This window comes from Zhongshania aquimaris (assembly GCF_019312595.1).
GTDB lineage: Bacteria > Pseudomonadota > Gammaproteobacteria > Pseudomonadales > Spongiibacteraceae > Spongiibacter > Spongiibacter aquimaris.
Genome location: NZ_JAHWDQ010000001.1, coordinates 780,715 through 802,029, shown reverse-complemented (window position 1 = coordinate 802,029; position 21,315 = coordinate 780,715). Strand labels below are relative to the sequence as shown.

The 21,315-nt window shown below is 50.6% G+C and carries 23 protein-coding genes; 15 read left to right on the top strand and 8 right to left on the bottom strand.

Features of this window, described 5'->3' with window-relative positions; all coding sequences use genetic code 11:
- Positions 1–82 precede the first annotated feature (82 nt).
- Genes cofC through KXJ70_RS03715 form a run of 3 tightly spaced genes read left to right on the top strand, consistent with a single transcriptional unit; the run spans position 83 to position 4,107 of the window.
- Complete coding sequence (gene cofC / locus KXJ70_RS03725) at positions 83–826, top strand: 2-phospho-L-lactate guanylyltransferase (RefSeq protein ID WP_219042101.1); 744 nt, start codon at positions 83–85, stop codon at positions 824–826.
- Entirely contained in the window at positions 823–3,315 is a 2,493-nt protein-coding gene (gene cofH / locus KXJ70_RS03720; RefSeq protein ID WP_219042100.1) for a 5-amino-6-(D-ribitylamino)uracil--L-tyrosine 4-hydroxyphenyl transferase CofH, read from the top strand. Before cofC ends, cofH begins: the two co-directional genes overlap by 4 nt.
- Positions 3,316–3,345: 30 nt before the next feature.
- Positions 3,346–4,107, top strand: a complete 762-nt coding sequence (locus tag KXJ70_RS03715; protein WP_219042099.1) for an SDR family oxidoreductase — start codon at positions 3,346–3,348, stop codon at positions 4,105–4,107.
- An 8-nt stretch (positions 4,108–4,115) separates the two neighbouring features.
- Here KXJ70_RS03715 and KXJ70_RS03710 read toward each other — a convergent pair whose 3' ends face one another.
- The gene (locus KXJ70_RS03710) at positions 4,116–4,331 is read right to left on the bottom strand and encodes a TIGR02450 family Trp-rich protein (protein ID WP_219042098.1); all 216 of its coding nucleotides are present in this window, start codon (positions 4,329–4,331) and stop codon (positions 4,116–4,118) included.
- Between the two features lie 192 nt (positions 4,332–4,523).
- On the opposite strand from KXJ70_RS03710, the gene KXJ70_RS03705 reads away from it, so the two are divergent.
- Positions 4,524–5,408 carry an AEC family transporter gene (locus KXJ70_RS03705; RefSeq protein ID WP_219042097.1) on the top strand — a complete coding sequence of 295 codons (885 nt, stop codon included), beginning with the start codon at positions 4,524–4,526 and terminating at the stop codon, positions 5,406–5,408.
- A 48-nt stretch (positions 5,409–5,456) separates the two neighbouring features.
- On the opposite strand, the gene KXJ70_RS03700 is transcribed toward KXJ70_RS03705, so the two are convergent.
- Positions 5,457–5,942 (bottom strand): DUF3806 domain-containing protein, encoded by a 486-nt coding sequence (locus KXJ70_RS03700; RefSeq protein ID WP_219042096.1) that lies wholly within the window; start codon positions 5,940–5,942, stop codon positions 5,457–5,459.
- A 179-nt stretch (positions 5,943–6,121) separates the two neighbouring features.
- Here KXJ70_RS03700 and dapA point away from each other — a divergent pair, with 179 nt between their 5' ends.
- From dapA to hrpB, 10 genes are all read left to right on the top strand, one after another.
- Entirely contained in the window at positions 6,122–7,000 is an 879-nt protein-coding gene (gene dapA / locus KXJ70_RS03695) for a 4-hydroxy-tetrahydrodipicolinate synthase (RefSeq protein ID WP_219042095.1), read from the top strand.
- Positions 7,001–8,038 (top strand): NlpB/DapX family lipoprotein, encoded by a 1,038-nt coding sequence (locus tag KXJ70_RS03690; protein WP_219042094.1) that lies wholly within the window; start codon positions 7,001–7,003, stop codon positions 8,036–8,038. It begins immediately after the preceding gene.
- Positions 8,038–8,796 (top strand): MBL fold metallo-hydrolase, encoded by a 759-nt coding sequence (locus KXJ70_RS03685; RefSeq protein ID WP_219042093.1) that lies wholly within the window; start codon positions 8,038–8,040, stop codon positions 8,794–8,796. The genes KXJ70_RS03690 and KXJ70_RS03685 overlap by 1 nt, the downstream gene beginning before the upstream one ends.
- Before the next feature lie 25 nt (positions 8,797–8,821).
- A complete protein-coding gene (purC, locus tag KXJ70_RS03680) occupies positions 8,822–9,541 on the top strand; it encodes a phosphoribosylaminoimidazolesuccinocarboxamide synthase (RefSeq protein WP_219042092.1) in 720 nt (239 codons plus the stop codon).
- 89 nt (positions 9,542–9,630) lie between these two features.
- Positions 9,631–9,921 (top strand): hypothetical protein, encoded by a 291-nt coding sequence (locus KXJ70_RS03675; RefSeq protein WP_219042091.1) that lies wholly within the window; start codon positions 9,631–9,633, stop codon positions 9,919–9,921.
- 191 nt (positions 9,922–10,112) lie between these two features.
- A complete protein-coding gene (locus KXJ70_RS03670; RefSeq protein WP_219042090.1) occupies positions 10,113–12,182 on the top strand; it encodes a TonB-dependent receptor in 2,070 nt (689 codons plus the stop codon).
- 251 nt (positions 12,183–12,433) lie between these two features.
- A complete protein-coding gene (locus tag KXJ70_RS03665) occupies positions 12,434–12,637 on the top strand; it encodes a CsbD family protein (RefSeq protein ID WP_219042089.1) in 204 nt (67 codons plus the stop codon).
- A complete protein-coding gene (locus KXJ70_RS03660) occupies positions 12,634–12,852 on the top strand; it encodes a hypothetical protein (RefSeq protein WP_219042088.1) in 219 nt (72 codons plus the stop codon). The genes KXJ70_RS03665 and KXJ70_RS03660 overlap by 4 nt, the downstream gene beginning before the upstream one ends.
- 170 nt (positions 12,853–13,022) lie before the next feature.
- Complete coding sequence (locus KXJ70_RS03655; protein ID WP_219042087.1) at positions 13,023–13,733, top strand: pseudouridine synthase; 711 nt, start codon at positions 13,023–13,025, stop codon at positions 13,731–13,733.
- 106 nt (positions 13,734–13,839) lie between these two features.
- Complete coding sequence (gene hrpB / locus KXJ70_RS03650) at positions 13,840–16,374, top strand: ATP-dependent helicase HrpB (RefSeq protein ID WP_219042086.1); 2,535 nt, start codon at positions 13,840–13,842, stop codon at positions 16,372–16,374.
- Between the two features lie 60 nt (positions 16,375–16,434).
- On the opposite strand, the gene KXJ70_RS03645 is transcribed toward hrpB, so the two are convergent.
- From KXJ70_RS03645 to KXJ70_RS03625, 5 genes are all read right to left on the bottom strand, one after another.
- Positions 16,435–17,217, bottom strand: coding sequence for a putative porin (locus KXJ70_RS03645; RefSeq protein WP_219042085.1), 783 nt, complete (start codon positions 17,215–17,217; stop codon positions 16,435–16,437).
- A 223-nt stretch (positions 17,218–17,440) separates the two neighbouring features.
- Positions 17,441–18,082 carry a class II aldolase/adducin family protein gene (locus tag KXJ70_RS03640; RefSeq protein WP_219042084.1) on the bottom strand — a complete coding sequence of 214 codons (642 nt, stop codon included), beginning with the start codon at positions 18,080–18,082 and terminating at the stop codon, positions 17,441–17,443.
- On the bottom strand, positions 18,082–18,969 hold the full coding sequence (gene htpX / locus KXJ70_RS03635) for a protease HtpX (protein ID WP_255558179.1): 888 nt from the start codon (positions 18,967–18,969) through the stop codon (positions 18,082–18,084). Before htpX ends, KXJ70_RS03640 begins: the two co-directional genes overlap by 1 nt.
- A gap of 63 nt (positions 18,970–19,032) precedes the next feature.
- The gene (locus KXJ70_RS03630; protein ID WP_219042083.1) at positions 19,033–19,386 is read right to left on the bottom strand and encodes a hypothetical protein; all 354 of its coding nucleotides are present in this window, start codon (positions 19,384–19,386) and stop codon (positions 19,033–19,035) included.
- Positions 19,387–19,470: 84 nt separating this feature from the next.
- Entirely contained in the window at positions 19,471–19,956 is a 486-nt protein-coding gene (locus tag KXJ70_RS03625; RefSeq protein ID WP_255558178.1) for a DnaJ domain-containing protein, read from the bottom strand.
- Between the two features lie 135 nt (positions 19,957–20,091).
- Between KXJ70_RS03625 and KXJ70_RS03620 the strand changes: the two genes are divergently transcribed.
- On the top strand, positions 20,092–21,033 hold the full coding sequence (locus KXJ70_RS03620) for a type II secretion system F family protein (protein WP_219042081.1): 942 nt from the start codon (positions 20,092–20,094) through the stop codon (positions 21,031–21,033).
- On the opposite strand, the gene KXJ70_RS03615 is transcribed toward KXJ70_RS03620, so the two are convergent.
- A complete protein-coding gene (locus KXJ70_RS03615) occupies positions 21,008–21,190 on the bottom strand; it encodes a hypothetical protein (RefSeq protein WP_159238819.1) in 183 nt (60 codons plus the stop codon). The two genes, KXJ70_RS03620 and KXJ70_RS03615, sit on opposite strands and share 26 nt — an antisense overlap.
- Between the last annotated feature and the right edge of the window lie 125 nt (positions 21,191–21,315).

Below are 21,315 nucleotides of genomic sequence, written 5' to 3'. Positions count from 1 at the left end.
TTTGTTTTCTGGCGGAGGATAAAATAGCAATCGTGCAAAGCTCTCTCATAATAAAAGTGAACGGACAGAAGCGTATAACACTATGTGGGCACTATTGCCGTTAAAAGATTTTGTGCAGGCCAAGCAGCGTCTTGCCGGATGTTTGACCGTATCGGAACGCCGAGGTTTATTTCATGCGATGGTGGAAGACGTTCTGACGGTCTTAGCTGCGCATCCGGGATTTGAGCGTATTGTGGTGGTGTCGGATGATCCCGCTGCGCAATTATTGGCGGAACATTTTGGTATAGAGTGCTGGTCTGAGCGCGGTCTTGGTCACACTGGCTTAAATGGCGTCGTCGCGGCGGCGCTACAGGAAATGGCGACACACACACAGAGCCAATCTAGGGTGAGTGTGGCAATGGTGGTACACGGCGATTTACCGCTGCTGGGTGAGAAGGAGTTGGATTTACTGATTTCCCAGCACGCTGCACTAACACAGGTTCATCCTTCCGCAGTGAGTATCGCCACGGATAGACATGGTCGCGGCAGTAATATTTTGATGTGTGATCCGGCGCGGGTTCCGGCCCTGTCGTATGGCCGCGACAGCTGCGCAGCGCATCAAGCGTCAGCCATGGCAATGGCGTTGCCCGCACAAGTTATTTCCCTGCCGGGCATTGCCCAGGACATTGATACCCAGGAGGATCTGCAGCGCTTGCTGGCTATGAATGCCTTGCCCGCCGCAGAGCGAACCTTGGCCTATTTATATCAAAATGGCATCGCGCAGAGACTAAAACAACTGGCTAATGGCGCAGCAAATACACCTGTACCCGCGTGGAGCGTAGTATGAGCAAAGGGCTAGCCGTGGAACACGCACTTGCGGCAATACTGTCTCACGTAAGCGATGATGGCCTGAGCACTGAACAGGCATTAGCGCTTGCCGACATGACCGAAACCCAGGCGCTGATGACGGCCGCGGCAGGCTTGCGCGATCGCAGTTTTTACAATGGCATCAGCTATTCCCGCAAGGTATTTATTCCGCTCACTTATCTGTGCCGCGATGTTTGCCATTACTGTACCTTTGCGAAAACCCCTAAAAAAATAGAGCAGGCCTATTTGCCGGTCGATAACGTTTTGGCCCAAGTCAAAGTGGCAGAGAGCATGGGCTGCAAGGAAGCGCTATTTACCTTGGGTGAAAAGCCTGAACTTCGCTATAAGGCGGCGCGGGATGCCTTGGCGGCGATGGGCTTTGCCAGCACACTGGAGTATCTCGCTCATGTTGCTGCTCGAGTGGTGGCAGAAACCAATGTACTACCTCACATAAATGCAGGTTGCATGGACGATGCGGAAATCGCGATGCTTCGGCCGGTCTCGGCCTCAATGGGGATCATGCTTGAGTCTGCTTCAAGCCGACTTTGCGAAAAGGGCATGCCGCATTACGGCTCTCCAGATAAAGACCCCGCACTGCGTTTAGAAACAATTGCGCGAGCCGGTAGAGCATCGGTGCCATTCACCTCTGGTATTTTGATTGGTATTGGTGAAACCCGTCGCGAGCGGGTGGAATCTCTCTTGGCACTGCGTGATCTGCATCAGCGCTACGGCCATATTCAAGAAATTATTGTTCAGAATTTTCGCGCTAAACCCAATACCAAAATGGCGACGGCGCCTGAGCCAGATTTAAATGAGTTGCTGTGGACCATCGCGGTAGCGCGTTTGATTTTTGGCGCACACATGAGCATTCAAGCGCCGCCGAACTTGAGCCCAGGTGTATTGCCGCAATTGGTGGCAGCGGGCTTAAACGACTGGGGCGGCGTGTCGCCGCTTACGCCCGATTTTGTCAATCCCGAAGCGCCGTGGCCGCACTTGGAAAACCTGGCGCAAGAAACCGCCGGCGCGGGTAAATTTCTGCACGAGCGTTTGACCATCTACCCTTCGTATGTGCGGCAATACACGCGCTGGCTGGATGCCGCGCTGCATACCAAGGTTTTACAATTAAGCGATGGTCAAGGTCTTCCCAAGGAGGATGACTGGGTTGCGGGGCAGGATGTGGCCGCACCAACTGCCGACTTGGCACTGCTGCGATCCGAGTCTGCTTCATTAAAGAACTACGGGCCGGTATCTGCAGATATTGGCCACTTAATTGACCGGGCACTTCAGGCGGAAGCGTTAAGCGAAGCTGATATTGTGCGCCTGTTTAGCGCCCGTGGTAGTGATTTTGCTGCGGTGTGTCGCGCGGCGGATCAGCTGCGGCAGCAACGCTGCGGCGAACGAGTGAGTTATGTCGTTACCCGCAATATTAATTACACCAATGTGTGTTATTTCAAATGTCAGTTCTGTGCGTTTTCTAAGGGTAAGCTAAGCGAGAATTTGCGCGGTCGGCCCTATGATTTGTCAGGCGAAGAAATATCGCGACGCGCAATTGAGGCATGGCAGCGCGGTGCCAGTGAAGTGTGTATGCAGGGCGGAATTCATCCCGAGTACACCGGCCAAACCTATCTCGATATTGTGGCCACGCTGCGCTCAGCTACACCCGATATGCACATTCATGCTTTCTCGCCCTTAGAAGTGTGGCAGGGAGCTGAAACGCTAGGCTTAGATCTAGAAAGTTATTTGCAGAAATTAAAGACAGCTGGCTTACACACTCTGCCGGGTACTGCAGCAGAAGTGTTAGATGACGAAGTGCGAGCTGTATTATGTCCAGACAAAATAAACTCTGAGCAGTGGCTGACGGTGATGCGGACAGCTCACAAGGTGGGCCTGCGCTCAACGGCAACCATCATGTATGGCCATGTTGATAGTTATCAATCGTGGGCGCGGCATTTATTGCGGGTTCGACAAGTACAGGTGGAAACCGGCGGCTTTACCGAGTTTGTGCCGCTGCCCTTTGTGGCGTCAGAAGCACCGATTTACCTGAAAGGAAAATCACGGCGCGGGCCTAGTTTCCGTGAGGCGGTGCTGATGCACGCCGTTGCGCGACTGGTGTTCAATGGCTTGATCGACAATATTCAAGCCTCGTGGGTGAAGATGGGCGAACAAGGTGTAGAGGCGTTGCTAAATGCCGGGGTAAACGATCTTGGTGGCACCTTGATGAATGAGACTATCACTCGCGCTGCAGGTGCTGTGCACGGCCAGGAAACGGCGCCAGATCAGATGGAGGCGCGTATTCGTCGCGCTAATCGTCAACCGTTTCAGCGCAATACTCTATACGGGCCCGCAGATGAGCAGCAGAGTCAGCGCTCTCGCGTTGCCGCTCCGCTCGATGAGATCGTTAATACACCCGCACATAAATATGAGCGCAGTAAGTTGGCCGCTGACGAGGCTTTGATTGCGGTCGGATAAGTCTTGTTGCCAAACATAAAGGAATAAGGAATGGGCATTTATGCATTAACAGGCGGCGCGACTGGCATTGGCGCGGCGATTAAATCGCAACTTCGCGACGCGGGTCACAAGGTGATCGTGGTTGACCTCGTTGAGGGTGATGTTTGTGCAGACTTGTCGGAGTTGGCGGGTCGACAAAAGGCCATAGATGGCATTCGGGCGCTGGCACCAAACGGCCTCGACGGTTTTATTCCCTGTGCCGGTTTGGGACCATCAGTACGACCTTTTTCACTAATCACAAAAGTAAATTACTTTGCCGCCGTAACCGTCACTGAAGGGCTTCTCGATTTACTCGTGAAACGCAAAGGCAGTGTAGTGATGATTTCCTCTAATTCCGCGGCCATGGTTGGGCACGATGATTACGTCGAATTATTGTTAGCTGATAAAGAAGCGCAGGCCTGCGAATTCGTCGACGGCAAAGACGGCCACACTGCTTACGCGGGTTCAAAACATGCGTTAAGTTGTTGGCTGCGTCGCAATGCCCCTGACTATGCGCGGCAAGGTGTGCGTATAAACGCGGTGGCGCCGGGCATTATTAATACGCCGCTTAGTGATAAAGTTCTCGCCGATAAAGATCTTGGCCAAGTGATGAAAGATTTTGGTGACAGTGTACCGATGGGTTCAATTGGTAAGCCTGAACAAATCGCCGATGTGGTGTGCTTTATCTTGAGCAGCAAAGCCAGCTTTATGGCTGGATCGATTGTATTTGTCGACGGCGGCCACGACGCCATGTTGCGCCCAGATCAGTTCTAGTTAATGTGTTAGCACCAGCCCGCTTGCCAGCGGGCGGTGTTTTTTAAATCCCGCCAGTCAATTTCGAATTCTCGCTTGGTCATGATGGCTTCCACGAGGCAGTGAATCACTTGGCCATCCTCATCAAACTCGACTTCTCGAATCAAAAAGTGCTTTTCTTTGCGCTCGGGCTTAAGCGCAGTCCATTTACTGTTGAGGAGCTTTTTGGGATTTAAAGGAGTCATGAGTAGTAGTTGTATGTAGCTTGTTATATAGATTTGCGATTGCTCAGTGTACGTTGAACTCGGCGTTCTAGATGAACGTAGACATAGCTGCGTAATTTTCCGTGCAATAAATGCTTCACTTGGAAATGTCCTAGGATACGCTGATAATACTGCCTCGCGAGCTGTGTTGGTAATCGCGATGTCGGAGTTGTCATGTCGCTAGTTTATCCACTTATACCCATTATTTTGCCGATTATATTGTGCGCCGCTATCGGCGTATTTTGGGTGCGTTTACGCCAGCCTTTTGATCATGACTTTGTGCGGGTGCTGGTACTGAGTGTGGGAACACCTGCGCTGATCGTGGGTACGCTGGGAAAAACAGAGATTAGCGCTGCGCAACTCCAGCACGTCTTGTATGCCAGTATGTGCATGCTAGGTTTTAGCGCTTTGTTTGCTGCGCTGTCCTGCGTGATCTTGCGCGTTGATTTGCGCAGTTTTCTGGTGCCATTGGTGTTTGGCAATTTTGGCAATATGGGCTTGCCGCTGTGTCTTTTTGCCTTTGGTGAAGAGGGGCTGGCAATTGGTTTGGGGATATTTCTGATTACCACCATTGTCCACTTCTCATTGGGGGCGGCGATATTAAGTGGCAAGGCGATGGTCAAAGGCGTGCTTAGTTCGCCGATCATATACGCGGGTGCGATTGCCTGCGTGCTAATTTTAAATCACTGGAGTTTGCCGCTCGCGCTACAAAATACCTTGAGCCTCTTGGGTGGGCTTGCCATTCCACTGATGCTAATTACCTTGGGTGTATCCTTAGGTTCGCTGAAATTGCACGCGGCGGGAAAATCAATTGGCCTGGGCGTGCTCCGCTTAGTTGTTGGGCTTGCCGGTGGGTTCGCCGCCGTGTATTTTTTGAATCTCGAAGGTGTGGAGCGCAAGGTGCTGTTGCTGCAGTCCGCTACGCCGGTTGCGGTGTTCAATTATTTGCTGGCAATGCAATATAAGCGTGAAGCCGATGTGGTGGCGGGAATGGTGGTGAGCTCAACCTTGATCAGCTTTATTAGTATTCCGGTGTTGTTGTATTTTCTCGGTGTTTAGGTGGGCTAGCAAAGCAGCGATGGGCTTCGCTGCCTTTGAGTTCTAGCATTAGCGCACAATGATTTTCTTTTTAGCTCGCGCAATCTCAGATTCTAGTCTTTGGTATATCGCCTTGACGTCTATGTCGCCGCCAACCGCTGCGCGGCTTGATATTTGGGTGACAGGGAATATCGCCTCGTCTTTGAAGGGCACCTCAAGGGCGCGACTGCGACCTAATCTGTCGATGTAAATGACCCATTTGAGGCTGTGTTCCTTGCGCAGATAGTCGCCCATGACGATGCCCATTGCCTGTAGCAGGCGGGTTTGATCGCCGGTGACGATTTTACGGTCCAGCAGGGTTTGTATCAGGCGAAGATCATTGTCGCGGCTTTCGCCGAAACTGCGCCCGAGTTCAATGCGGCTGAGGTCATTTAGCTGGGTGCGGCTATCCTCCATATACTTTTCATCTAAGGGGGTCATGGGGTCAGTGCGCCAAGGATCGGCTATACTCAGCGGCGCCAAAATAAGCAGAAGCACTAGGGCTGGGAAACGCATTGGATTTTCTCCTGTCTCAAGTCGGCAAAACGTTGGTTTTCTAAGGCGTTTGATTGCAATTAACGCAATTTGTTTCGCAAAAGTGGCTAAGCCTAACCGGTTTACAGTGATTTGTCCCTTGAGCTGTGTGGCACTGGCCAGTACCATTAGCGGCTTGCACCAAATTTGGAGATAGCGGCATGATTTCGGGTAGTGTAGTTGCCCTGGTAACCCCGATGCACAGCGATGGCAGTATTGACTGGCAAGCGTTGTCGCGTCTTATCGAATGGCATATAGAGCAGGGTACAGACGGTATTGTCGCAGTGGGTACCACTGGCGAGTCTGCGACCCTTGCAATGGATGAGCATAAAATGGTCATCAAGGCCTGTGTTGATCAAGTTGCTGGCCGCATTAAGGTGGTGGCAGGTACCGGTGCCAATTCGACTGCCGAAGCGATAGAGCTGACTAAAGTCGCCCGTGAAGTAGGCGCAGACGCGTGCCTTCTGGTGACGCCATACTATAACAAGCCTACCCAAGAGGGGTTGTATCGCCACTATATGGCGATTGCCGATGCGGTAGATATTCCCCAAATTTTATACAATGTCCCGGGCCGTACAGCTTGCGACATGTTGAATTCAACGACGATTCGCTTGTCAGAGCACCGCAATATTATCGCGATCAAAGACGCCACCGGTGACCTGGCGCGGGGTAAAGAATTGATCGATGCGGTCGGCGATAAGCTCGACGTACTGTCTGGCGATGATGCCACAGCCGCGGAACTGATGTTGTTAGGCGGCAAAGGTAATATTTCGGTGACCGCCAATATTGCGCCAGCAGCGGTAAAAGCCGTTTGTGTGGCGGCGATGTCCGGTGATAAGGCAGCGACCGTTGCGGCGGATGCACCATTGAGAATATTGCACGAGCGTCTTTTTGTTGAAGCCAATCCCATCCCTGTGAAATGGGCTTTGTTAGCCATGGGGATGATGGAAGATGGCATTCGTTTGCCCTTGACGGTTTTAAGTGAAGCGGCACAACCAAGCGTTAGTGAAGCGCTAACGCAAGCGGGATTATTAGACTAGATGAGCACTTTTATGCGCAGCACCAGTTTTCGATTAACAGTAGTGGGTCTGGGGCTGGCAATGTTGTCAGGCTGCTTTGGCGGCGATGGGATGTTTCGCGATCGCGGACAAGATTATCGTCGCGCAAAATTAAGCGCGCCAATTGAGTTGCCGCCGGGAGTGCGTTCCGACACCCTTGACGACCAATATGTGGTGCCGGGAATACAAAACCACAAACCCCTCGAAGGCGAGTTTGAGGTTTTACGGCCGGAACCACTCGCAAAGAATGTGGGGACTGCCGAGGTTAAAATTCAGACCTTGGAAGACCGCAGCTGGATATTGCTAGATGGCGACCCGAACCAAGTATGGCCGCGTATGCGGGTTTTCCTTGGCCGTGCAGGGTTAGAAATTGCAAAAGCCGACGGTGAGACTGCCATTATTGAAACCCAGTGGCGCGATCCCAATGGTGATGGCGCCAGCCGCGAGCGTTTTCGTTTCCGCCTAGAAGAGGGTGTGCAGCAGGGAACCAGCGAAATACACGTGTTGGTCCAAATAAACGGCAATGAGCGATGGCCGACGAAGTCGGATAGCTCTGAGCGTCAGTCTCAGATGGTGCGAGTGGTAGCACAGTACTTGGCTGACCAAGAGACAGCTGGGTCGGTGTCAATTTTGGCGCAGCGCAAAGATGGTCAGGGTAAAATATTTATAGAAGGTGGCGAAGGTGGTCCAGATAGTCGCCACTTGCGTTTGGAGCTTCCAGTTGACCGTGCATGGGCTGCGCTAGGGCTTGCGCTGGTGAAAGCCGGATTTGAAATTGAAGACGAGCGTCGCGAAGTTAATAAGTATTGGCTTACTTACGTTGATCCAGAGGCTGAGCAGCCGGGTTGGTTTGCGCGTACTTTTGGTGCTCGCCGTAATGGTTTGAGCCGCTATGTGGTTGAAATGCAGGAAGTCGGCCCAGAAAAAGCCCGTATTTACTTAAATTACCAGAAGGGGCGTCGTCTCCGAGAAGCAGAGCGTGAAAGATTGCTTACTCGCATTATGGGGTATTTGTATTAGTGCGCTTTGCATCGCTGGGTAGCGGCAGTAAAGGTAACGCTACCCTGCTTGAAACCGATCAAAGCTGTGTGCTGATTGACTGCGGATTTACCATAAAGGAAACCGAGCGGCGCATGGCGCGTCTGGGGCGGTCGCCGACGGACCTGGCGGCAATCTTGGTTACCCATGAACACAGCGATCACATCAAAGGTGTGCTGCCACTCGCTCGAAAGTATAAGTTGCCGGTGTATTGTAGTCATGGCACCGGTGAATACGGGCAGCTTCGGCTTTCGCATCACTGGCAACATTTAGCGCTGGGAACTGAAGTGGATATTGGCGGTATTGCTGTGACGCCAGTCGCTGTTCCCCATGATGCCCGTGAGCCCTGTCAATTTGTGTTCAGATACCGAAAAAAAACATTTGGGCTGCTCACGGATTTAGGTAGTATTACGCCCTTCGTTCGGGAGCACTACCGGCGCTGCGATGCCCTGCTTTTAGAATGCAATCACGATGTCACCATGTTGGCCAATGGCCCTTATCCGTATTCACTAAAACAGCGGGTGGGCGGCGATTGGGGGCATTTGAATAATCAGCAGGCGGCTAGCTTGCTGGCTGAAGCAGAGGTGGAGCATCTCCAGCACGTGGTGATGGCCCATTTAAGTGAACAGAACAATACCCCCGCCTTGGCGAGGGCAGCGATAGAACCGATGTTGGCAAACAGTGACGCGCTGCTGTCTGCTGATCAAGAGGCTGGTTTTGACTGGCTTGAAATAGCGTGAATTTATTGTGCTAATGAGGCAAACCATGGAAAAACGCGAAGAGTTGTATTCCGGCAAGGCAAAATCAGTCTACAAAACTGATGATCCTGACCGTTATATCCTCAATTTCAGAAACGATACCTCAGCCTTTGACGGTTTGCGGGTAGAGCAGCTGGATCGCAAAGGTATGGTGAACAACAAGTTCAATGCCTTCATTATGCAGGCACTGCAAGCGGCGGGTATTCCCACCCATTTTGAAAAGCTGCTATCAGACAACGATGCCTTAGTGAAAAAGCTCGATATGTTACCCATCGAGTGTGTGGTGCGTAATATCGCTGCCGGTTCGATCGTTAAGCGCTTGGGCGTGGAAGAGGGGAAGGAGTTAAATCCGCCTACCTTTGAAATGTTCCTTAAAAATGACGCCCTACATGACCCGATGATCAACGAGTATCACATTCGGTCTTTCGGTTGGGCAAACGACGCGCAGCTAGATCGGATGAAGGAACTGACCTTTAAAGTGAACGACGTACTGAAGAGCATGTTCGCTAATGCCGGAATGCTTCTGGTGGATTACAAGCTGGAGTTTGGCGTATTCAGCGACGGACAAATTCATCTCGGTGATGAGTTCTCACCAGATGGCTGCCGTTTGTGGGATGCCGATACCCGCGAGAAACTCGATAAAGACCGCTTCCGTCAAGGTTTGGGCAACGTTGTTGAGTCATACGAAATTGTTGGTCGCCGTTTAGGAATAGATTTCGACGCCTAATTTAAACACAGCGAGTTGTAGGATGATTGTCATAAACGGGCTTTATCCTACTCCCCGCTAAACACCCTCTTCTCAAGATCCAAGTTTACATGACGAGATTAGTCCACAAACATCGCTTATCGCTGCTGGCAGTATTATTACTGTGCCTTAGCTGGTCGGTGTGGTTGCAGGGTAATCATGTCCATGTTGCGGAACACTCAGCGATTGATGCCTGTGTGGTCTGCCACTACAACGCGGCAAGTTTGCCGTCCACGACGAGCAGTCCCGATATTATCCGCACGGCAGTCGTGTTTTCGGATACGGTGTCGCTTGTCGTATTTGTACTCCTTGTCACATTGCGCCCACCTGCGCGCGCGCCACCTGCAAAACTCATCGTTTAAATCTCTGGAAGTGTCGAATTTATTGAATGCGCACAGCGAGGCTTAGCTCCTTTTTTACTGTGCGCGCGATTATTTTATGGGCGCGTGCTAGTTGCTAGCAGCGCGTGAGTTCGATGTTTCCTGAATAGCATGTTGATTCGGTGGTCGCGTGACTGCCGATTGCGATGACTTGATACGCAGGATGTTCTCTGATGAAAAAATATATTCTATCTTCGCTGGTAGCAGTAAGCGCTGCGCCGGCGATGGCCGCAAATGAAAATCGTATGGAGCATGTGTTGGTGACTATGCCAATACATAAAAAGGAAGCGCAAACCGCCTTACCGGTAACCGTTTTAGATGGCGCCGAGTTGCGACGCCGAGCAGCGGCAACGATTGGCGAAACCTTAAATAATTCGCCGGGCTTGAGTAGCGCAAGTTTTGGTCCTGCGGTAGGGCAACCGGTTATTCGCGGTCAGCAAGGGCCGCGAGTACAGGTTCTACAAAACGGCATGCAAGCCTTAGACGTTTCTACCAATAGTGCAGATCACGCTGTGTCAGTAGAGCCTATTTTGGCAGACAGTATTGAGATACTGCGCGGGCCGGCGACAATGCTTTACGGTGGCGGTGCAATTGGCGGCGTGATTAATGTGGTAGACGGACGTATTCCTACTAAGCCGGTGGACGGTGTTGAGGGAGTCGCAGAGCTGCGTAGTAGCAGTGTGAATGACGGCCGCAGTGGCGTTTTTAGAGTGGATGCGGGCGACGGTCAGTGGGTTGTGCACCTCGACGCCTTGTACCGAGATTGGTCTGACCCAGACATTCCGGGCTTGGCGATAAATCCCCGTAATGTTGACGATGTCGATGAGAGCACTGACGGTAGTATCGGCAATGCCAGCGGGCGAACCCGCCGCCTAACCTTGGGTAGTAGCTATCACTTCGATAATGGCTACTGGGGTCTAAGTTATTCCGAACTGAGCAATCAATACGGTATTCCCTCCGGCGTTCATCATCATGGGCACGAGGAAGAGGAAGATCATGACGACCACGACCACGACCACGACCACGACCACGACCACGAGGAAGAAGGTGTAAGTCTCGTTATCGAGCAAAAACGCTGGGATGTAGCCGGTGATTTACATTTCGATGGCCCAATAGATCTCATGCGTTGGCGTCTAAGCTACAGCGACTATCAGCATAAGGAAGTTGAGCCCAGTGGTGAAGTGGGCACCACGTTTAGTAAAGAGGCCTGGGCTGGTCGTGTCGAGCTGTCCCATGCGCCGTGGGGGCAATGGCATGGTGTATGGGGCTTGCAGTGGCAAGATGCCGATTTTTCGGCCTTGGGCGAAGAGTCATTTGTGCCTGAAAACACCACGCGATCTGTCGGTCTGTTCTGGCTGGAGGATTACCACGCCAAGAATTGGTCGCTGGAAGCTGGACTGCGTGCAGATGTTGATCGCTTAGAGATATCGCAAGCGATTGCTGATGATCAGCAGGACACGAGTTTTAGTGCGTCATTAGCGGGTATCTACGATATTAATGAGGTGTGGACGCTGTCGCTTTCGCTATCAGAGTCACAGCGCGCTCCGAACGCAGAGGAACGTTTCTCTAATATCGGCAATACCTTGGAACAATATGTTGTTCACGGTGCAACGGGCGCTATTGAAGTGGGTGACGTAAACCTATCAACTGAAAAATCACGTAATGCCGATTTTAGTGTGCGAGCAGATTTTGGTGGTTTAAGCGGGAAGTTGACTGCGTTTCACAATGAGTTTGCAGACTATATCTACCTTGATAATACTGGTACCGAGAGTGATGACGTGGAAATTCTGCAATATCGCCAGCAGGATGCAAAGTTTACGGGGCTCGAATACGAGTTTAGTTATAATCTGTCTCCAGCCAGCACAGAGCAGCAATATGTGGTGACATTATTTGGTGATCGCGTGAGTGCTGAACTAGATAGCGGCCAAAATGTGCCACGTTTGCCACCGGGGCACGATGGTTTGAGCCTAGCGTGGTTGTGGCAGCAGTGGCGGGCTGATGTGAGCTATGTACACGCCCATGCGCAGAATAAAGCAGGTGTAAATGAGGCGGCCACCGCTGCATATAATCGCTTTGACGCCAGTATCTCGCGTGAGTTTAACATGGCGGGAAATGACTACACGATTATGCTTTCTGGGCACAATTTGGGCGATGAAGAGATCCGCAGCAGTGCATCTTTTATTCGCGATTATGCGCCTGAGGCGGGAAGAAATATCGAGCTTGCACTGAGAGTCAAATTCTAGTTTTTTATCAAAAATACGTTAATTTCAATCTAAAAAAGGCCGTTAAGATGAATTTCTTAGCGGCCTTTTATGCTCTATTTCAGTAAAAATTGAAAATTTCCAGTTAAGTTCATTAATTGTAATTAAGTCGTAATTTAATACTACTAAGGAACAATTAGGAGTCAGCTCTTGTCAGATCACCTGAATACGGACGTAAGCGGTATGGATTAACGTTTGTTGCTGTTCTAATGGGTTTAACGGAGTAAAGCACCATGAATAGAGATCAGGCTGAAGGCCGGTGGCGTGAATTTACCGCGAAAGTGAAGCAGGAATGGGGCGATCTGACGGATGATGAAGTATTGCAAGCCGAAGGCAATATTGACGCGATCGCAGCTAAAATTCAGCAGAAATACGGTGACTCAAAACAATCCGTAGCAAAAAAGCTGAATCAATTAATGGAGAATTTTGAAAAATGAAAAAATTATTGGAAAACTTAAAATCTACCCAAACCAGCAAATTGTTAGTCGTATTTTTCTTGTTGTCGACTACCGTTTTTGCCATGAGTGCATGCGAACAAAAAGGCCCTGCTGAGAAGGCCGGTGAGCAGATTGACCAAAGTATGGATAGCGCTAAAGATTCATACAACGAGGGTGTTGAAGAAGTGAAGGACGAAATAGACGATCATAGCTAACCCTAGCATGATTTAAATAGATCCGTATTTGGTTCTTTTCTTTAAGTGCCTAGAAAGCCAGTTGGAATGACACTAGTCTTAGTGGATTATTTCAGCTGGCTTTTTTTATGGGTTAATTTATTGCTAGGCAATACAATGTCGCCACTGTCATTAATTCCTTGAGGCAAGGTGTGCTATCTAATTCCGCCCGTTTAGATCGATTTCTCAGCGTCCGTCTAGGGATTAAGCGAGGGGATGTTCGTCTACTTCTCGCGCAGAAGAGAATTGAAGTGGACGGTGTTTTTGCCACTGATATCAGTCAGCTTGTTGGAAAATTTTCTCGTATTTGTCTGGACGGCGAAGTGCTGACTAGCAGACAAGCACGCTATTTGATGATGAACAAGCCGGCAGGTGTGGTGAGTGCTACCAAAGACAATAAGCATAAAACCGTTCTCGATTTACTTTCGTCAGGTGAGGGCACGGGCTTACATATTCCAGGTCGTTTGGATTTTAATACCACTGGTTTGTTGCTATTAACTGATGATGGACGGTGGTCGCGGCAATTGAGTTTGCCCGAACGTAATATCGCCAAAGTATATACGGCGCTATTGGCACAGCCATTAGATGATTCCTATATAGCAGCATTTGCCGCAGGTATGTACTTCTCCTATGAAGATGTAACTACTCGACCGGTGAGTTTAGAAATAATATCGGATTATGTCGCAAGGCTTCAGCTCGTCGAAGGGCGCTACCATCAAATAAAGCGAATGTTTGGGCGCTTCCAGAATGAGGTCTTAGCATTGCATCGCGACGCGATTGGGTCTGTCGTTTTAGATTCCAGTTTAGCGCCCGGCCAGTATCGCAATTTGACGCAGGACGAGGTCTTAGCTTTGGCGTGTTAGCGGAATTTTTAATTGCAATATCAACAAGACGCTATTATTGCGCTTCTTAATTTATACTTCACCACCTACATAAAGATGACTCGCCAACGTGGAGCGATAGCCGTTTATGGCTGATTTACCCATTCAATCTGTGATTGCAGATATTCGTTCAGCATTGGCGAATGTCAATGAACTTGTCTTAGAGGCACCGCCCGGCGCGGGTAAAACAACTTGCGTACCATTGGCCTTGCTGGCGGAACCATGGCTTGAAGGGCAGCGTATTGTGATGTTGGAACCCCGCCGGATAGCGGCGAAATCCGCTGCGGAGCGTATGGCCGAGCTGCTGGGTGAGCGCACCGGGCAGACCGTAGGCTACCGAATGCGAATGGAAACGGTGGTCGGTCCGACGACGCGCATCGAAGTCGTGACCGAGGGCGTTCTCACTCGCATGTTGCAGGACGACCCCTCGCTAGATGGTATTGGCTTATTGATTTTTGATGAGTTTCACGAGCGAAGTTTAGATGCCGACCTCGGCTTGGCACTTACATTGGAAAGCCGAAAATTATTTGCTGATCTCCGCACAACACCGTTAAAGCTATTGATCATGTCGGCGACCCTTGACGGCGATCGGGTATCTGAATTATTAAACGGCGCGGCCATCGTACGCAGCCTCGGTCGTCAGTTCCCCGTCGCATTGCGTTATGGTGACGCTTATAGCCCGCAACAAGATCTAATAAGCCGTGTGTGCTCTACCGTTCGCCAAGCGCTGGACGAAAATACGGGGAGTATTTTAGTATTTTTGCCAGGGCAAGCAGAGATCCGTCGCTGCCTTAGCCGTCTTTCTGAGGATCATTTTGGGGTGTCTGTGGTGCTAGCTCCGCTGTACGGCGATTTAAGTCTTGCTGATCAGCGTCGAACAATAGCGCCGGCAGAAGAGGGTTGTCGTAAAGTCGTGCTGGCGACGAGTATTGCTGAAAGCAGTTTAACAATCGATGGTATTACGGTTGTGATTGACTGCGGTTTGTCGCGGGTGCCGGCGTTTGATCCACGCACGGGAATGAATCGTTTGGATACTCGCCGTGTTTCGCGTGCCTCGGCTGAGCAACGCGCTGGTCGTGCGGGGCGTTTAAGCGAAGGGGTGTGTTATCGGCTGTGGAGCGAATCGCAAAATAATGATTTATTGTCTTATAGCGAACCAGAGATAGCACAAGCGGATTTGGCCAGTCTGTGTTTGCAATTGCATCGCTGGGGAATGACTGATCCAAGCGAATTGCAATGGATGGACACGCCGCCGAGTGCGGCATTTCAGCAGGCGACAGATTTACTGCAAAAACTAGGTGCTTTGACGACAGAGTCCGGGGTACGCTCAATTAGTTCACATGGCGAGTTAATGGCCGGTTTGCCGCTTCATCCGCGTTTAGCACATATGCTTTTAAAGGGGCGGGAACTCGGTCACACAGCGCTCGCGTGTCAGCTGGCAGCCTTGCTGAGTGATCGCGATTTCGGCCCTAGAGGCGATGCCGATATTCAACTGCGACTGGATATATTGAACGGTGATGTGGCGATTGATCGGCAATCTAAATCGCTAGTTAGTCGCTTGCAAAGACAGCAGCAACAGTATTTAAAAATATTGTCGCGTGTTCAGACGAGGCTCAGCCCTGTTCCGGAGACTGTGGTAGACCCCGGCTTATTATTAGCCTTCGCGTATCCAGATCGTATCGCTAAGCAGCGGCGTGAGCGGGGCTGTGATTATGTATTAAGTAACGGTCGAGCTGCGGTGTTGCAGGAGTCTGACGGCTTGTGCGCCGCCCCTTATATTGTTGTCGCGTCTCTGGGTGGGACGGCCGGAAGTCGCGACGATACTATTTACTTAGCGGCGTCTCTGCCGGTATCTCATTTTGATGTAGCGCTAGCGGAATTAGTCGACGTCAATTGCACCGCCGAGTGGAGCGAGGCTAAGGCGCGATTTGTCGCAGAGCGTCGACGCTCAGTGGGAGCAATTGTTCTACATACCGAAACACTTGCTAAGGTATCTGAGGAAGAAAAGCGTAGAGCCTTACTCGCCTTTGTGCGCAGGCGTGGTCTGGCGGTATTTGAATGGCCGGAGCCGGTATTGCAGTGGCGTGCGCGGCTTAGTTTGCTAAGACAGCTAGCCTGCCAGCCGGGCAAGTGGCCTGATGTAAGTGATGAGGGTTTGCTTGAAAGTATAGAAGACTGGCTGTCCCCCTATTTGATCGGTGTGAATACACTGCAAGATTTTAAGCGTTTAGATCTGGCGAAAATAATGACGGGCTTGCTAGATTGGCCACAGCAGCAGGCCCTAAAAACATTAGCACCTGAATCTTTCGCGGTACCATCCGGTTCTGCAAAGAAAATTGATTACTGCCAGTCGCCGCCAGTATTGGCGGTGAAATTACAGGAAATGTTTGGTTGCCAAGACACGCCGCGTGTTGCCGAGGGGCGGCAGGCTCTGGTAGTTCATTTGCTTTCTCCCGCGCGTCGACCTCTGCAGGTCACTCAGGATCTTGCTGGATTTTGGCGGGGTAGCTATCACGATGTAAAAAAGGAAATGAAGGGGCGTTACCCTAAGCACCCCTGGCCGGATGATCCAATGACCGCCGTCGCTACGGCGCGCTTAAAACCCAAGCCTTCGCCTAAATAGCAAATTTGCTACATAAAAAAGGCCCCATATGGGGCCTTTCGTTTGCATAGTGATTAAGGCTTAGAAGCGCACTGCCCCGCCGATGATGATGCCATCGGAGTCTGCATCGCCGCCAACATCAAATATACGGGCAAATAGCTCAACTTGCTCATTCGGGAAGAAGCTAGCTTCAATGCCAATCTCATCTGAACTGAAGTTGCCCACGTCTACCAGTTCTGCGTCTACGCCCAAGCCAAACATATTGCTGAAGTAATATGTGCCGCCAACACCAATACGGTAGCCATCGTCACTATCAGCATCGATGTAGCCAACGCTAACATCATAGGCGACGGAGGCACCTTGATTCAGTGAATTTACGCCATGGAAATCGACATTCAGATAATCAACGTCGTTATTGTTGTCATCGTCCTGGCTTGTGTAGCTGACAACAACGTCGCTAGTTTCGCTAAGATAAGTACCCACGCCGATTCGAACTGCGTCGGTGTCGTTGTTGCCATCATCTTGTGTAGTCCAGTCGGCCTCGATGATAAGGTTTGTCGCTGTGACGAAGCGACCGCCAATATTGGTGGTGTCTTCGTCATCGGCATTTGGGAAATCTGGCTCGACAGTTAGGAAAGCAAAGTTAACGAAAGAAGATTTATCGAGAAAGGCAGCTTCCGCCAGCGGCCCTTTGCTGGTATCGACTTTGTCGAAATGGAATTCGCCGGCAACACCAAAGCCGTCATAGTCGACACTTCCAACTTCGCCATCAGTGTAAACTGCGCCCACTTCAAATTGGTAGTCTGCATAGGCTTGACCAGTCGCTGCTATGGCGATGGCGCTTGCTAATAGTAGTTTTTTCATTTTGTTCACTCCCCGTAAGAACTGAGCACCACGATAAAGATCGTCTGTGACACAGCTGTTTCCATTGTGTGATATTTTTATATTTCCATAGTGATGCACCGAGATAATGCGATTGCTTTATTTTGGTGCGATCGAGACGGAGATTAACACAGTATTTTCAGGGGAGGGAGTAGGGACGGGCTGGTATTATTGCCATAATGCGCTGCTGCCGAAAGACTATTTATTACTGTCTTCCGTAGTTTGCGTATTGTGCCAAGACCTCAGCCATTTCCTGTTCGCTTAGCAATGTGGGGCCGCCCTGTTGTAAGCTGAAATAGTAGTTTGCTGCTAACTCTTCAACTTCTTTTGCTAAGGCTAGGGCTTTGATCGGATCGCTGCCAAAGGCAATTTGACCGTGGTTTGCCAACAGGCAGGCTTTGCGCTGTTGAAGGGCATGACTCACCCGTTCCGATAGCTTCTTACTGCCATATAGCGCGTAAGGCGCACACGGTATGGATGACCCGCCCGCGACCGCAATCATGTAGTGGAAGGCCGGTATCTCCTTGCGTTGGCAGGCTAGTACTGTGGCGTAGCGAGAGTGGCAGTGAACAATGCCGCCAGCCTCGGGGTGATCTTGATATATTTGCCAGTGCATCCGCCATTCGCTGGACGGTCTTAATTGGCCGTCGGTGATCTCCCCGTCCGGTTTGATATAAACCAAATCGCTTGGCCTCGTATTCGCGGCTATTTGGCCGGTGGCGGATATTAGCATACCGCCATCAGCCGTTTTTACAGACGCATTGCCACTGGCGCCGGGACTGAGCTCGGCTCTGCTTAGCCCGTGAAGCGCGCTAACGAGCTGAGCGCGCTGTTGCTCCCATTTCACTACGCCGCATCTCTCAGTGCCTGAATCCGCTTTTCTAGCGGGGGGTGAGAGCTAAACAGGGCAGCTAGATCGGTTTTCTTTTGGCTGCTAATGGCGAGGGCGGTCATTTCACCGGGCATGTCGTTGGGCAGCCCCTGTTGCGCTTGTAAACTTTGCAGAGCCGCAATCATATCATTGCGACTGGCTAGGCTGGCGCCTGCGGCATCCGCACGAAATTCTCGCCAGCGCGAAAACCACATTACGATGGTTGAGGCGAGAATCCCTAAGACCATTTCGGCAAAAAACGTCGTGACATAATACCCAATGCCGTAGCCGCGTTCAGTTTTAAATACCGCGCGGTCAACCGTGTGCCCGATAATGCGTGCGAAAAACATCACAAAAGTGTTTACCACGCCTTGTATTAAAGTGAGGGTAATCATATCGCCATTGGCAACGTGACCAATTTCGTGCGCGAGTACGGCGCGTACTTCGTTGGGCTTCATTTGCCGCAGTAAGCCTTCCGACACCGCGACCAAGGCCGAATTTTTGTTCCATCCTGTAGCGAATGCGTTGGCTTGGGGCGAGGGGAATATACCGACCTCAGGCATACCGATCCCTGCTTTTTGAGCTAGCTCCGCAACAGTTTCTAAAAGCCAGCGCTCGTTGCTGTTTGCTGGTTGGGTAATAATCTGAGTGCGGGTCGAGCGTTTCGCGATCCATTTGGAGATCAGCAAAGATATCAGCGAGCCGGCCATACCGAAAACGGCGCAAAAGATCAGGAGGGAGCCCAAATTCAGGTCAACACCGTTTTGCGCCAAAATACTTTCAACCCCGAGTAAACTCAGGGTAATACTGGCAACCAGCACAACGGCCAAGTTTGTGGCTAAAAACAGAAAAATACGCATCATGGGAAATAATTCCGGTAAGTGGATACTGCCTATTAGATGGAGGTTTGTGCGGCTAGTTTCAAGTTACTGACGACTATTTTCGTCGCTATCCTCAGCCAATATGATGTCGTCCGTTGCTTCCTCTATATGGTCTGGAGTGCTTTCGTCATTGCGATCATCGTCGGCCAGTAAATCGTCGACTTGGCTCATGATAGCCGGGCCGGCCTCCACTTTAGGGTTTGCAGTTTCGTCCGTTTCACATTCGAGGGGGTGGGCGCGCAGTTCAATATTTTTGCTGCTTTGTTCAAATACCACGTTGATGGCCTCATCGCGGTGAACCGTTCTGTACAGTGCGCGTTTGTCGCGGCCATCAACCCATTCCAATTGTTTGTTTAGGTAGTGTCCGTGCTGATTCTGAATAACAAATACAGTAGCCATTATTGCCTTACATCATGTTGAAATTGTGTAACAAGAGGGTAATTTTAAACTGTTTGGCGCGGGGCTTGAATACATTCCTCGTCTTCAAACTTTAGGGTCGTCGAGTAGTATATCTTTGGCGTCATTGATCTGGCTGGCTAGGAAGTCGTTGCCTCCGCGGTCAGGATGAATCTTTTGCATAAGCTTGCGATGCGCAGCAATTATGTCGTCTTTGCTTGCGTCAGCTTTCAGGCCAAGTATTGATAAGGCTTGAGCTCGGTTCATTGCGCTGTTTGATTTTGGCTTTGATTGTCCCTGACTATTTTCATCTTGCTGCTTGCTAGCCCCAATTTTGTTGTAGGCGTATTTCAATGCTAGCTGCCGTATAAATGGCAGCGCGCCGCCTATAAGACCGGCAATCCAGGGTACTCGACCGGTTAGTGATAGTAGCACTAATGCTGCTGCGCTGAGGCCAATGACCAAGGTAACGTAATAGGCACGTCGCTCCTTGGCGGGTTTACTTTGCACTAGTTTTACAAAACGATATAGGCCGTACAAAACCACGGCGGCAAAGAGCAGACGAATTATCATGTTTATCCTTAAGTCGAAGCGGCACGTTATTTTGCATGCCATCGCAATTTTTAGCTGTGCTAAAGTATAAGGCCTCGAGCGTCATATACCCACAGTTGTGACGACGGTGTTTACCTTCTAATAACGGATTTGTAGATGGCTTCTGGTTTTTCACCCGCGCAACGCTTTGTATTATTTCAATCTTTATATCAGGCCAGTCAGTCCGGCGAGAATAACTGGGATCAGGTCGTTGCTTTGTTGAGCAAGGGGCAGCAAGCGGCCCGGCGCGCAAAGCTCGACAGCGTGGCGGCGCAGTTTGCCGACGGTCAGCGGGTGATGCTGGAGGAGTTGCGGGAAGGCGGTGTTTTTTTAGAGTGGGAACTGCAATTTTTGCAACTGGGTTTGGCCGTGGGGAATCTCGCCAAAATGTATTTGCGCCTTGCTGAGCACTACCGCTTAATGGCCGAATTTCAGCAGAGTGTAAAGCGTCACACGCGCTGGCCTTCAGTCTTAGTGATTGCGTTTGCGGTGATATTGCCGGCTTTGGCTGTGAGTGCAGGAGTCACTGCCGGACCATATGCGGGGATCGCTATGGTTGCTGGTGTATTGCCACTGGTATTGGGTTTTGTGTTTTTAAAGATAGCGGCTGGTGTGCCGTTTTTGGTGCGTGGTATGACCTCACTTTGCTATCGTTTGCCGGGCTTGGGAAGGGCCTTGGCACAATACCAGAGTTACCACTATATGAATCACCTTGCCGATTGTATTGCTGCCGGTTTCAGCTTGCCACAGTCTTTGAAGCAGTCAGCGCGGCGCTTACCCGAGTCGCCGATCAATAGACGATTTCATAAATTAGCAGCAGAAGTGGAAGCCGGTGAACAGTTTTCTACCGCGCTGTTACGAAGTGGTATTTTGAACGGGGTGGAGTTGCCGTCGGTATCTAAGCTGGGGGAGGCTAAACAAGTGCCAGCCCAATTAGGGCTGGCGATACATCGGGTTTGCGAGGAACAACTGACTTTCTGGTCGGGCTATTTGCCCTGGTTACTACTGGGTTTACTGCCGTATATTGTCTTGCTTAATGCATTGTTTCTCGGCCGCTGAGCTGTTCCAATTCTTTCACATAGTGGCGGCGATCTGACAATTCGCTTTCGATGGCGAAACGTTCAGTGTTGCTTTGCCATTCGGCGTTCTTCAATAATTCCCACAATTTGCGGCTACATAGGTTTTTAACATTCATATCATTACTTTGCTTGTTCATCTTCTTCTCCTTACTTTGCGCTCTCTGCGCCTTCTTCCATCATCACTTTAGTTTTGCATCGGTTTGCTTACCGTTCACTACTATCTATGCTGTCCGTGACAGCCTTATGACAACGCCATTTTTTT